The organism is Bowdeniella massiliensis, assembly GCF_023634005.1.
In the GTDB taxonomy this organism is placed as follows: domain Bacteria; phylum Actinomycetota; class Actinomycetes; order Actinomycetales; family Actinomycetaceae; genus Bowdeniella; species Bowdeniella massiliensis.
On sequence record NZ_JALIQR010000008.1, the window covers coordinates 36,229 to 49,054 of the forward strand.

The 12,826-nt window shown below is 63.1% G+C and carries 9 protein-coding genes and 5 tRNA genes; 2 read left to right on the forward strand and 12 right to left on the reverse strand.

Annotated elements, in window-relative coordinates:
• Positions 1 to 13 precede the first annotated feature (13 nt).
• The 12 genes from MUN85_RS06850 to MUN85_RS06905 form a co-directional block, all read right to left on the reverse strand.
• Positions 14 to 1,168 (reverse strand): NUDIX hydrolase, encoded by a 1,155-nt coding sequence (locus MUN85_RS06850; RefSeq protein ID WP_250505999.1) that lies wholly within the window; start codon positions 1,166 to 1,168, stop codon positions 14 to 16.
• Positions 1,165 to 2,349: a glycosyltransferase family 4 protein gene (locus MUN85_RS06855; RefSeq protein WP_250506000.1), complete on the reverse strand. Its 1,185-nt coding sequence runs from the start codon at positions 2,347 to 2,349 to the stop codon at positions 1,165 to 1,167. The genes MUN85_RS06850 and MUN85_RS06855 overlap by 4 nt, the downstream gene beginning before the upstream one ends.
• Entirely contained in the window at positions 2,346 to 3,284 is a 939-nt protein-coding gene (locus tag MUN85_RS06860) for a phosphatidylinositol mannoside acyltransferase (RefSeq protein ID WP_250506001.1), read from the reverse strand. The genes MUN85_RS06855 and MUN85_RS06860 overlap by 4 nt, the downstream gene beginning before the upstream one ends.
• A complete protein-coding gene (gene pgsA, locus MUN85_RS06865) occupies positions 3,281 to 3,892 on the reverse strand; it encodes a phosphatidylinositol phosphate synthase (RefSeq protein WP_250506002.1) in 612 nt (203 codons plus the stop codon). Before pgsA ends, MUN85_RS06860 begins: the two co-directional genes overlap by 4 nt.
• A complete protein-coding gene (locus MUN85_RS06870; protein ID WP_250506003.1) occupies positions 3,886 to 4,428 on the reverse strand; it encodes an HIT family protein in 543 nt (180 codons plus the stop codon). The genes pgsA and MUN85_RS06870 overlap by 7 nt, the downstream gene beginning before the upstream one ends.
• On the reverse strand, positions 4,418 to 6,448 hold the full coding sequence (gene thrS / locus MUN85_RS06875; RefSeq protein ID WP_250506004.1) for a threonine--tRNA ligase: 2,031 nt from the start codon (positions 6,446 to 6,448) through the stop codon (positions 4,418 to 4,420). The genes MUN85_RS06870 and thrS overlap by 11 nt, the downstream gene beginning before the upstream one ends.
• A 165-nt stretch (positions 6,449 to 6,613) precedes the next feature.
• Positions 6,614 to 6,687, reverse strand: a tRNA-Cys gene (locus MUN85_RS06880).
• Between the two features lie 24 nt (positions 6,688 to 6,711).
• Positions 6,712 to 6,787 (reverse strand) — tRNA-Gly (locus MUN85_RS06885).
• A 29-nt stretch (positions 6,788 to 6,816) separates the two neighbouring features.
• Positions 6,817 to 6,891 (reverse strand) — tRNA-Val (locus tag MUN85_RS06890).
• Positions 6,892 to 6,911: 20 nt separating this feature from the next.
• A tRNA-Val gene (locus MUN85_RS06895) sits at positions 6,912 to 6,983 on the reverse strand.
• 158 nt (positions 6,984 to 7,141) lie between these two features.
• Positions 7,142 to 7,214, reverse strand: a tRNA-Gly gene (locus tag MUN85_RS06900).
• A gap of 89 nt (positions 7,215 to 7,303) precedes the next feature.
• The gene (locus tag MUN85_RS06905) at positions 7,304 to 7,912 is read right to left on the reverse strand and encodes a hypothetical protein (protein WP_250506005.1); all 609 of its coding nucleotides are present in this window, start codon (positions 7,910 to 7,912) and stop codon (positions 7,304 to 7,306) included.
• 121 nt (positions 7,913 to 8,033) lie between these two features.
• Between MUN85_RS06905 and glgX the strand changes: the two genes are divergently transcribed.
• Positions 8,034 to 10,316, forward strand: coding sequence for a glycogen debranching protein GlgX (gene glgX / locus MUN85_RS06910; protein WP_250506006.1), 2,283 nt, complete (start codon positions 8,034 to 8,036; stop codon positions 10,314 to 10,316).
• A gap of 21 nt (positions 10,317 to 10,337) precedes the next feature.
• Positions 10,338 to 12,824, forward strand: coding sequence for a malto-oligosyltrehalose synthase (gene treY / locus MUN85_RS06915; protein WP_250506007.1), 2,487 nt, complete (start codon positions 10,338 to 10,340; stop codon positions 12,822 to 12,824).
• The last annotated feature ends 2 nt before the right edge of the window (positions 12,825 to 12,826 follow it).

A 12,826-nucleotide genomic window follows, 5' to 3' on the forward strand; every position in this document is an offset into this window, starting at 1 on the left:
CTTTTCGACCTCGTTAGCGAATCGTTGGCGTCGTGCCGTCCCAACCCTCACGCCAAATGGTGGAGGCAAAATCGGGCAACATGCTTGGATAGACGTTCTGGCCTGATTGTGTCATGTCAGTCAATTCCTGGGGGGTCAGCCACGCAAACTCATCCAAGACGTCCTGTTCTATGACGCTGTGTCGAGTGGTGTCGAGCGTGTCGACGGGGGCGTCGAGCGTATAGGTGTAGAACAGCTCGTGCTGGACGCGAGTGGCGGCCGCGAAATGGAATTGCTCGCTGCGTTGTGCAATGGGTCCGATCAGCGCTGCCGGATCAAGTTGGATACCGGTTTCTTCGAACAGCTCCCTGACGGCTGCGGCGCGCGGATCCTCCTCCGGGCTCCGGCCGCCTCCGGGGGTGAACCACCAGCGATGGTCCAGGTCGTCGATATCGTGACCGAGGATCATGAGGATGCGGCCGGCGGGGTCGAACAAGAGGACGCGGGCAGCGTCGCGCTCGGGATAACCCGACGGTCCGATGGGCCATTCAGCCGCATAGGCCTGAGCTGGGTTCGCGGGCGGCTCCGGCGCGGAGTACGTCGAACCCTTTAAATCCGCGTCAAAGGTCGTCGGCATGGGCGCGAAACCCGCAAGGCGCAAGATCCGTACGAGGTGGTCACGCCGGATGCGCACGACCTGAGTTTGCCGGGAGTCATGGAAGGTTCGCGCGAGCTCGGCCTGGTACCACGACAGCAGTAGGTCATCGAATGCCGGGAGGCGACGCGCAGGCGAGTCGTCGGGCAGCGAGGCGAGGATCTGGCGCAAAACCGCGGTCAACTCGGTTTCGACCCGAGCCCGATCGCGGTCGACGATTCCGGCGGCCAGCGTGCCATCGGAGGTGAAGATCTCCTGCTTTTCCAAACCATCTGCCACGATCGTTCCGGCCCGACCGAGCGAGGCGTGAGCCGCGTCGGCGAGCAGCATTGACGAGGCGGGGTCCAGTAGGCCGGAACCGGCCAGTTCCTGGGCTGCGCCGGCACGCGCGACTAGCTGAGCATCTAGAACGTGTCGGCACGAGATGAGCATCTTGTGCAAGCGATCGAGGCCGCGAGCAAGAATGACCGCTCGAACGAGAATGATCAGGAGCGCGATACCGAGGACGGCGATAACGTAGGGCAGCCAGTTCACGTCAATTCGCCGTTCTTCTTCCAAGCTCCGGCGAACAGACCTGCGCTCGATTGCGGAACGCCGGCTGAGACCGCAAAGTCATAGGTGGAGACGATCCGTTTACCAACGCTGTCCCAGTCGTACTGGCCGCGCCATTCACGCACATATTCGTCGCGCGCGGTGCGCTCTTCCGGCTCCCTGCGCAGAACATCGATGATCGTCTCGGCAAGGGAGTGTGGGTCGTTGACGGTAAACAGATCTCCTGCGCGTCCCTGGTCGAGCACGTCACGAAACGCTGTGATGCCCGATGCCACGACACTAGCTCCGGCTCCCATGGCCTCCACGAGGACGATCCCGAAGGACTCGCCACCGGTCTGGGAGGCGACGTAGATATCGCTGGAGGCAAACAGTGCCGCCTTGTCGGCTTCGGAGACGCCGCCAAGGAAGGTGACCGCATTGCCATAGGGAGCTAGGGCGGCACGTTCCGTGCTGGCCTCTCCCCTGCCGGCGATGAGGAAGCGGGCACCCGGGTAGTGCTTGAGGACCTCGGGAATGGCTGCGGCCAGGACGGGAAGCCCTTTTCGAGGCTCGTCCAACCTCGCCAAGAAACTGACCACGGGAGCATCGGGATTGCCGGTGATGCGAGTACCCGCCCATTCAGGTTTGGCTGGCACGTCGAAATTCGAGAGTTGGACGCCATTGGGAATGATCGCCGGATTAGCTCCGAGGTGTTCCACAATCGTTCGGCGCGCCTCGGAGGAGACAGCGATCGGAGCCGTGATCTTGTCGAGCATCGGCTGAAAGGGCAGGCGCAGGGTCCACATAGCCCGCGAGTGCGACTGGTTGGAATGGAAGGTCGCGACGATCGGAATCTCAGCTTGCCATAGCGTCAACATGCCAAGTGAAGGCGTAAGCGGCTCATGAATATGGACGACGTCGAGATTCTCGTCCGCGAGCCATTTTTGGGTGCGCTTCGCGGCCTTCGGACCAAAGCACAAGCGCGCTGTTGACCCGTTGTACGGGACCGGGAAAGAACCCCCCGAAGAGACGTAATAGTCGGGAACCTCGGTTCCCTTGTCGATCGGAGCGAAGACGGAGACCTCGTGTCCCTTGCCGCGAAGCCATTCGGCGAGGTCCCGGATATGAAACTGTACGCCGCCGGGAACATCGAAGGCGTAGGGGCACACAATTCCGATTTTCATGCCGCCCCCTCCTGTTTGGCGCGGACGCGGGCGAGATCAAGATCGGCATCAAATACCGGCTGCAGCATGTGCCAATCCAGCGGGTAGCGTTCGAGGTAGTGGCTCATGGCCGCGGTCCACTGGGCGGTCAGGTCCGCGATGCCCTCAGACCCCGACGCTGCAGTTGTGAGTGGGCCGGTGAATTCAAGTTCGATCCCCCACGGTGATCCCGCCGCGCGGCGAGCCTGACCGGTCAGGCGAACGTGCCGAATCCCCACGAAGTACAGCGGAATCTTTGCCGCGAGCGACAGCGCCGCCGGACCTGCGGCGACACGAGCCGGCTGCCCACACAGCGAGGCCGGAAGGCCCGTGTGTGACAGGTCGCGATCCGCAAGCAGACACACGAGGTGATGGTTGGCGCGCGAGTGGCGAAGTAACTGCGGAAATACTCGAGAGCCCCGTTCCAGGGCGATGATCGTCATCCCGGCATCCTCGCGCAACTTGACGAACGCTCGGAAGAGTTCTTCGGGCGACAGGTGCTCGGCAACGGTCAGCACCGGGGCTAGGTGGCGGCTCCCCCACGCGCCGGCAAGGTCCCAGTTGCCGAGGTGTCCCAGCGCCAGCAGCGTCGAGCCATGGGCGATATCGCGCCGGGCTTCCTCACTCATGACGACGCTGACCCGCGCGTCAATCTGTTCCTTGCTGTAGGCGCCCAGCCGCAGGGCTTCGGCGTAGTAACGGAAATAGTTCCGCATCGCGGTCCGGCTCGCTTTTGACACCGTCGCGGGATTAGCCGCGCGTATCCGCAGCAGGTTCTTTTCCAGCTGCTTGACACCGCTACCGCGGATGAGCCAAGCGACATCGGCCGCGAAGGCGCACGCTGCCCTGACGAGGCCGTCGGGCAGGCGCGGCGCATAGATAAATGCCGCGTTGAGCAGCCGGTCGGTTACAGTCATGGGCGAGCCTGCTGGTACACCGTTGCGAGGCGCTGACCGATGGTGATGGCCGCGGCAACAGCGAGGTAGGTCAGGGCGACGGGCAAGATCCAGGTGGGAAGTCCGCACCCGACAAGCAGGGTGGCCAGCAGCGCGATGAGCAATCGATCGGATCGCTCGGCGATACCGACACTCGCCTGGTAGCCCGAAGCTTCCGCACGGGCGCGGGCATAGGGCACGACGGAGCCGAGGATCGCGGCAGCAATGCCCGCGTACAGTCCCCAGCGGCCGATGCTCCCCGGCACCCCCGCGAGGTAGATCGTGATGGCCGCGAAGATTGCGCCGTCGGTGATGCGGTCGAGAGTGGCATCCAGGAAGGAGCCCCAGGGCGAGTCGCGGCCAATGAGGCGCGCCATCGTCCCATCGAGCGAGTCAGTGAAAACGATGATGCCGACGGTGAGCGAGCCGGCAATGAGATAGCCCGGCGCGATGAGTGCCAACGCCGCGACGGAGGCCGCGATCGTGCCCGTGATCGTGACGGCGTCGGGGCTGACACCGGCCTTGACTAACGCTCGCGCGATGGGGGTGAAAACTGCCTTGATGGCACCCCGTCCGTGCTGTCCTAACATTCGTTCCAACCTGTAGCGAGCAGCTCACGCGTGTCGCCGAGGACCTGCGGGAGCGCTTTCGTTTGAGCAATGATCGGGAAGAAGTTGGCATCGCCCTTCCACCGCGGCACAATGTGCTGATGCAGGTGGGCGGCAATTCCGGCGCCGGCGACATCCCCCTGGTTCATTCCGACGTTGCAGCCATCGGGTTTGCTCACCTTGGCAAGCACCCGCATCGCCCGCGAGGTCAGTTCCCCGAATTCGTCTCGCTCCTCAACCGTGAGTTCCGGGTAGGTCGCGACATGCCGATAGGGACATACCAGGAGGTGTCCGGGGTTGTAGGGGTAGAGGTTCAAGATGACGTAGCATAGCTCGCCGCGCGCGATGATGAGCGCCTCGTCGTCGCTGCGGTGGGGTGCCGCGCAAAATGGACACTGATCGGTGGAGGCGTCGGCGGGCTTATTCTCGCCCCCGACGTAGGCCATCCGGTGCGGGGTCCACAGCCGCTCGAAAGCGTCCGGGACCCCTGCCGGAAGGTAGGACTCGCTAGTGCTCATCGGGCGCGAAGTTGTCGTCATTGCGGCGGGAGCGAACGGCAGCCACGATTTCCGCTACGGCTTGGTCAACGGGCACGGCGTTGCGCTGCTCGCCTCCCCGGTAACGGAACGAGACGGCTCCGGCGTCGACGTCCTCACCGCCGGCGATCAAGGTGAAGGGGATCTTGTCCTTGGCCGCGTTGCGGATCTTCTTTCCGAACCGGTCATCACTGCGATCGACCTCGACGCGGATGCCTTCGGCGCGCAGCTTCGTTGCGACCTCTTCGAGGTAATCGTCGAAGGCATCGGCGACGGGAACGCAGCGAACCTGCACGGGCGCGAGCCAGGCGGGGAACGCACCGGCATAGTGTTCGAGCAGCACGCCGAAGAATCGCTCGATGGAGCCGAACAGCGCGCGGTGAATCATGACCGGGCGCTGGCGGGAGCCATCAGCGGCGGTGTATTCCAGGTCGAAGCGCTCCGGCAGGTTGAAGTCCAGCTGGATCGTCGACATCTGCCAGGTGCGACCGATCGCGTCCTTTGCCTGAACGGAGATCTTCGGCCCGTAGAAGGCCGCGCCGCCCGGGTCGGGCACGAGATCCAGGCCGGAGGCCACGGCCACCTCTTCCAGGGTGCGCGTTGCCTCCTCCCAGATCTCGTCATCACCGACGAACTTCTCCGGGTTCTTGGTCGAGAGCTCCAGGTAGAAGTCATTCAGACCGTAGTCCTTGAGCAACTCGAGGACGAAGGTCAAGAGCTTCGTCAGCTCTTCCTTCATCTGATCCCGGGTGCAGTAGATGTGGGCGTCGTCTTGCGTGAAGCCACGGGCGCGGGTCAGGCCGTGAATGACACCGGACTTTTCGAGTCGGTAGACCGTGCCGAATTCGAAGAGCCTGATCGGCAGCTCGCGGTAGGAGCGACCGCGTGAGGAGAAGATCAAGTTATGCATCGGGCAGTTCATGGGCTTCAGGTAGTAGTCCTGGCCCTGCTTGGTGATCTCCCCGGTTTCGGGATCCCGCTCCTCATCAATATGGATCGGCGGATACATGCCATCGGCGTACCACTGGAGGTGACCCGAGGTCTGGAAGAGCTTTTCCTTGGTGATGTGGGGGCTATAGACAAAGTCGTAGCCCTCTTCGATGTGGCGCTTGCGCGAGTATTCCTCCATCTCCATGCGGACGATGCCGCCCTTGGGATGGAAGGTAGCGAGCCCCGATCCGATCTCGTCGGGGAAGGAGAACAGGTCGAGTTCTGCTCCGAGCTTGCGGTGGTCTCGGCGCTCGGCCTCTGCTAGGCGATCGAGGTGGGCGCGCAGATCGTCCTTGCTAGCCCAGGCCGTGCCATAGATGCGCTGCAATTGCGGGTTCTTTTCGCTGCCGCGCCAGTATGCTGCAGCCGAACGCTGCAAGGCGAAGCCGTTGCCGATGAGGCGAGTGGAGGGCAGGTGGGGACCGCGGCACAGGTCCTTCCAGGCGACCTCTCCCCCGCGTCGGACGTTGTCATACATCGTGAGTTGGCCGCCGCCGACCTCGACCGAAGCACCTTCGGCAGCGGCCTCGGCATCGGAGCCTTTCAGACCGATGAGTTCGAGCTTGTAGGGCTGATCGGCAAGCTCTTCGCGCGCTTCCTCATCGCTCACGTCTCGCCGAGCAAAGGTCTGGCCTTCCTTGACGATGCGGCCCATGCGCTTTTCGATCGCTTTGAGGTCTTCCGGCGTAAAGGGCTCGACGTTACCGAAGTCGTAGTAGAAGCCGTCCGTGATCGGCGGGCCGATGCCAAGATCCACGTCGGGGTGGATGTCCTGGACAGCTTGCGCGAGCACGTGCGCGGCAGAGTGACGGAGGATCGCGAGGCCCTCATCACTCGTGATGGTGATGCCGGTGACCGCAGCGCCATCGGGAATCGTGCGGAAGAGGTCTTGGGCCTCACCATTGACGTGCATCGCGATGATGCTGCGGTCCTTTTCGAACACGGTCGTTCCGGTGGTTCCCTCGGGCAGCGAAGTGTCGTGGCCGTCAATGGTTACCTGGATGTCAGACACCGGTCCTCCTCGTGAAGCGAATGCATGTCGTGCCCTGTGGCACGCTCCCGAGTCTAGCGACGCTCGCGGGCTTTCCCTACTTTGGGACAAATGTTGCGCTCGTGGTGTGGGGCGCACCTCATCGAGGAAAACAAAAAATCCCTTTGCGAAACGCAAAGGGACCTTTGGAGGTGGGTACGGGATTCGAACCCGTGTATACGGCTTTGCAGGCCGCTGCCTCGCCTCTCGGCCAACCCACCGTGGTCGGGCCAAGGGGCCGGACCTGGAGCGGATGACGGGACTCGAACCCGCGACCCTCACCTTGGCAAGGTGATGCTCTACCAACTGAGCCACATCCGCATCCCGGGTCTCCCCGGTTGCTTCGGCGGTGGTGGGCGATACTGGGTTCGAACCAGTGACCTCTTCCGTGTCAGGGAAGCGCGCTACCGCTGCGCCAATCGCCCTTTAGCGACCCGCCGTTGCGTGGGCGATACTGGGTTCGAACCAGTGACCTCTTCCGTGTGAAGGAAGCGCGCTACCACTGCGCCAATCGCCCGACACAAGCGTTGTGTCGCGGTGATCTTGCGATCACCTGCGGGTTGAAACTTTACCGGGCTTGCCTACCAGTTGCAAAACTGGTGACCGGTGCCGTGTCTCACATTGCCTGTGCACTACTGCAATAAGAAAACCACCCCACCAGGGGTGGCCTCTTCGAGCGGATGACGGGACTCGAACCCGCGACCCTCACCTTGGCAAGGTGATGCTCTACCAACTGAGCCACATCCGCGTTGCGCCTGAGCGCCCACTCATCTTAGACCGGGGGCGCGCACGCGGTCAAAACCGCCGCGAATGACGCGCCCCACACTCTGTAGCGGACTACGCCAGCGCCTTCACATACCCGTTCGCAGTCTTGTCGAAACCGACGTTTTCGTAATAGTCGGGTCCACTGCTGGGCGCGACCACCCGGGAGAAACCGTGGTCGGTAAACCACGCGGGGTTAGTAAAGACGAACTCGCCCGGAGTGAAGTCACGGTACTTCTCGCTGACGTAATCCAGCACGATCTGCGCTTCACCATCTCCCGCATCTTTAGCAAGGACGTAACCAACGGTCTCCGTTCCCCGCATGATGAGGAAGGCGTGGGTGGCATCCCGAGCGCCATCGAAGGTGGGATTGAACTTCTTGATGTCACTACTCTGCTGATCGATGAGGTAGCGCAGGTACGGGTCACCGACATCCGTATCGACGACCTGGTACGTCGCTTCATCGTGACGCGTGTTCAGCAATCGGTACAGGTTCACAATCTGGATAATCGAGAGCACGACGTTCAAGCCGACGATCGGCCAGGCTTGGATAACGGAGTTGTAGATGACATGAATGATGCAGCCAACGAGGTTGATCATGCGAAGGCGCATGATCCGCTGCTGCATCATTGAAAACACGAGGATCGCAGAACCGATCCAACCGAATAACTCTAACCAGGGCATTGCCTGATTTTACCTTTCATTCACCTGCGAGACCTGCGGTTGGTCTCGTCTAGGCCGCAGTGTGACGAAACTCCGAGCACAAGCGCCGACTCTGACGGCATTGACGTGTCACCCTAGTGACATGCAGATTTGGCCTGGAACGTCTTATCCGCTCGGCGCCACCTTCGATGGTTCGGGCACTAACTTCGCGATCTTTTCCAACATCGCGGACAAGGTTGTCCTGTGCCTGATCGCTGATGACGGGACCGAAACTCAAATAACGCTCACCGAGCAGGACGCCCACGTGTGGCACTGCTACCTGCCCGGTGTCCAGCCCGGCACCCGCTACGGGTACCGCATTCACGGCGAATATGCCCCCGAAAAGGGCTATCGGTGTGACCCATCCAAGTTGCTCCTCGATCCGTACGCCAAGGCCATTGATGGCCAGATCGATGGTGACCCATCGCTGTACTCCTACACCTTTGGCGAACCCGACAAGCGCAATCAGGACGACTCGGCAGCCCACGCCATGCTCTCGGTGGTGATCAATCCGTTCTTTGACTGGGGCCACGATCGCCCGCCGCGCCACGAATACCACGACACGATCATTTACGAAGCCCACGTGAAGGGTATGTCCGCTCTGCACCCCGAGGTGCCAGAAGAACTTCGCGGCACATACGCGGGCATGGCGCATCCAGCAATCATTGACCACCTCGTCGAACTCGGGGTGACGGCCGTAGAACTCATGCCGGTCCACCAGTTCGTTGATGACCCGCACCTGCAAGAGCGTGGACTGCACAACTATTGGGGCTACAACACCATCGGATTCTTCGCACCCCATAACGGGTACGCCGCCTACGGCACGCGCGGCCAGCAAGTCCAAGAGTTCAAGGCCCTCGTCAAGGCCCTGCACGAGGCCGATATCGAAGTCATCTTAGACGTCGTGTACAACCACACCGCCGAAGGCAACCACCTGGGCCCGACGCTCTCCTTCCGCGGAATCGACAACCCGGCCTACTACCGGCTCGTCGATGAGGATCCCTCGCACTATTTCGACACCACTGGCACCGGCAATTCGCTCCTGATGCGCTCGCCCGCGGTCCTGCAGCTCATCATGGATTCGCTGCGCTACTGGGTGGAAGAAATGCACGTCGATGGCTTCCGTTTCGACCTTGCCTCCACCCTGGCCCGGCAGTTCCACGAGGTCGATCGCCTCGCCGTCTTCTTCGAGCTCGTCCACCAGGATCCGGTGATTTCTCAGGTCAAGCTCATCGCCGAACCCTGGGACCTTGGCGACGGCGGCTACCAGGTCGGCAACTTCCCGCCGCTATGGACCGAATGGAACGGTAAGTACCGGGATACCGTGCGCGATTTCTGGCGCGGTGAGCCATCCACGCTCGCTGAGTTTGCGCGGCGACTGACGGGCAGCGCGGACCTGTATGAACACTCCGGGCGCCGCCCGGTAGCCTCCATCAACTTTGTCACCGCCCATGACGGCTTTACGCTCACCGATCTCGTGTCCTACAACGAGAAGCACAACGACGCCAACGGCGAGGGCAACATGGACGGTGAGTCCCACAACCGCTCCTGGAACTGTGGCGCAGAAGGACCCACCGATAACGAGCAGATCAATCGCCTGCGATCGCGCCAGCAACGCAATTTCCTCACGACCCTGCTCGCGAGCCAGGGCGTGCCGATGATTTCGCACGGCGACGAGCTCGGACGCACCCAGCAGGGAAACAACAATACGTACTGCCAGGACAACGAGCTGTCGTGGATTAACTGGGATCTGACTCCCGCTAACGAGTCGTTGCTGGCCTTTACGAAAGCCCTCATCCAGCTGCGCAAGGATCACCCGGTATTTCGCCGTCGCCGGTTCTTTGAGGGCCGCCCCGAAAAGAGCGCAACGTCCGATTTGAAGGACATCGAATGGTTGACGCCCTCGGCCGCGACCATGCTTGACCGCGATTGGAACACCACCTACGCGCGTTCGCTTATGGTCTACCTCAATGGGGAAGCGATCCCCGAGCCGGATTCGCGCGGCCAAAAGATCCACGACGAGTCCTTCCTCATTTTGTTCAACGCGGCCGAAGAACCCATCGACTTCACGATTCCAGATAAGGAGTTTGGTAGGTCGTGGCGGGTGGAGGTCGACACCAACTCACCCCAAACCCTCGGCACGGTCGTCGCCCCCGGCGCAACCGTCATGGTGGAAGCACGCTCGGTCACCTACCTCATGTCACACGACGCGAAGCCCGAGCTCAGCGATGATGTCGACCTCGCCGAGCGCGGTGAGGCCAGCGCCGAGCGCTACAAGGTCATCCCCCATAACCCGACTCCCCCGCCGTCGCTGAAAACGAAACCAGACCAGCCACCGCAGGCATTACAGAAGCCGGAAAAACGGCGCCCAGCTGACCGTTCGTAGGCAGCGCGATAGATTGAGGTTATGCCCGCTTCACCGCTCCATCGCCCCCTAGCTGGCCGACGTACCCCGGTCACGACCTACCGCCTGCAACTCACGCCGGACTTCAACTTCGCGGCGGCGCAGGCCATCCTGCCGTATCTGAGCGAGCTCGGCGTCACCGACTGCTACCTCTCGCCCATCTTGCAAGCGGCGCCCGGCTCGCTGCACGGCTACGACGTCGTTGACCACAACGCGATCTCGGCAGAACTTGGCGGGCGGGAGGCCTTCGAGGCGTTCTCCCGCGCCGCGCATGACGCGGGCCTGAACGTCCTTGTCGATCTCGTGCCCAACCACATGGCCGTGCCCACCCCGGCCTGGCACAACACCGCCCTGTGGTCCGTCCTCTCGCTCGGTGCCGACTCGCCCTATGCCTCATGGTTCGACGTCGACTTCGGCGACGACGGCCTCCTCATGCCGGTTCTCGGCGAACGAATCGGCGAAGCCATCGGCTCCGGCCACCTCACCTTCGACCACGCGCAGATCCCCGGTCAAGACGGCGAAGTCCCCGTCCTGCGCTACTTCGACCACGTCTTTCCCGTGCGCGCCGGCACCGAGCACCTGCCGCTGACCGCACTCGTCGACCGGCAACACTACCGACTGGCCTATTGGAAAGTCGCCGACGAGGAGCTGAACTATCGCCGCTTCTTCGACGTCGGCACGCTGGCCGCCGTGCGAGTGGAAAACCCCGAGGTCTTCGACGCCACCCACGCCCTGCTGCTCGAACTATTCAACGCCGGCTTGATCGACGCCTTCCGGATCGACCACCCCGACGGACTCGCCGATCCGCAGGGCTACTTCGAGCGGCTCTTCGAGGCGACGGGCGGGGCCTACATCGTCGCCGAGAAGATTCTCGAAGGCGATGAACCGCTGCCCGGAGCCTGGCCCGTAGCGGGTACGACGGGCTACGACGCCGCCTGGCGAATCGGCGGCATCCAGGTCGATGCCCACGGCCAGGGCGACATGGCCCGCATCATGACCGAGCTCACCGGTGATTTGCCGGGCACGCTGGATGAGGTCATCGAGGCCTCCAAGCGCGAGATCATCGACACCTCGCTCACCGCGGAGATCCACCGCCTCGCCCAGCTTGCCGCCGACATCTTCCACGACGACATTCGGCTGCGCGATCACACGCGCGCGGCAATCCAGTCGTGCCTGACAGAGCTCGTCGTCGCCATCGATCGCTACCGTGCCTACGTCCGGCCCGGCGAGCCCGGTGAGCCCTGGCCGCCGATGGACCCGGAACAACGCTCCGCGCTCAGTGCCGTCGCCGACCGGGCCCGCGAGCACCTCACGAGCGATGAGCTTCAGACCCTCGACGTCCTGCTCGATCTGCTGACCGGCGCCGAGGCCGGCAGCGCCGGACGCACCCACGAAGAACGCCGCGCCGAACTCGCGATCCGCTTCCAGCAGGTGTGCGGCGCAGTCACCGCCAAGGGCGTGGAGGACACGGCCTACTACCGCTGGACTTTGCTCGCGTCGCTGACCGAGGTCGGAGCCGATCCTCATACCTTCGGTTTCCACCCCGATGACCTGTACGCCTGGGCGCAGCAGATCGGTGCCACTCACCCGGTCTCGATGACGCTCGGCACGACGCACGATACGAAACGCGGCGAGGACGTGCGCGCCCGCATGTCCGTCATCAGCCAGGACGTGCAGGGCTGGCGGCGCCTCATCACGAGCCATGCCCACCTCTTCGACGGCGTCCACGGCCGCCTCACCAACCTCATGTGGCAGGTCCTGTTCGGCACCGCCATCGAGTCCGACCCGATGACCGCCGATCGCCTCTCGGCCTTTGCGATCAAGGCCGCGCGCGAGCAAAAGGACGTCACGAGTTGGACGCGCGTCGACCAGGAAGCCGAAGCCGCGCTCACTCAGGCCGTGACCGCAGCGCTCGCCGATGCGGAGTTCCAATCCGACCTCGCCGCCTACGCTCAGCAGCTATCGGCCGGGATCCGCACCGCCATCCTGTCCACCAAGGCCGTCCAGCTCAGCCTCATCGGGGTCGCCGATATCTACCAGGGCAGCGAAGTCTTGCGCTCCTCCCTCGTCGATCCCGACAACCGTCGCAGCGTCGACTTTGGTGTCCTTGCCGAGGCCCTGGCGGAACTGGACGCCGGAAAGAACCCAGCAAGCCTGGATGAGGAAAAGCTCTGGCTGACCGCCACCCTTGCTCGCCTGCGTCGCGCGCGGCCCGACGTGTTCCTGTCCGGCATCGTGAGCCCACTTCCGACGACGACCACCCTCGCCCTCGCCTTCACGCGCGGCGAGGACGCGGATATCGCCGTCGTCGCCGAGCGCCTCGGTACCCGAATCGCGCAGCGCGGCGGCTTCCGCGATCACGTCGTCGTCCTACCGCCAGGCCGCTGGCGCGATCTGCTCACCGGTGAAGAGTTCGACGGCGGCAGCCTCCGCCTCGCCGACCTCCTCGCCAGCTACCCCGTCGCCATCCTCACGACCACCAAGGACTGATC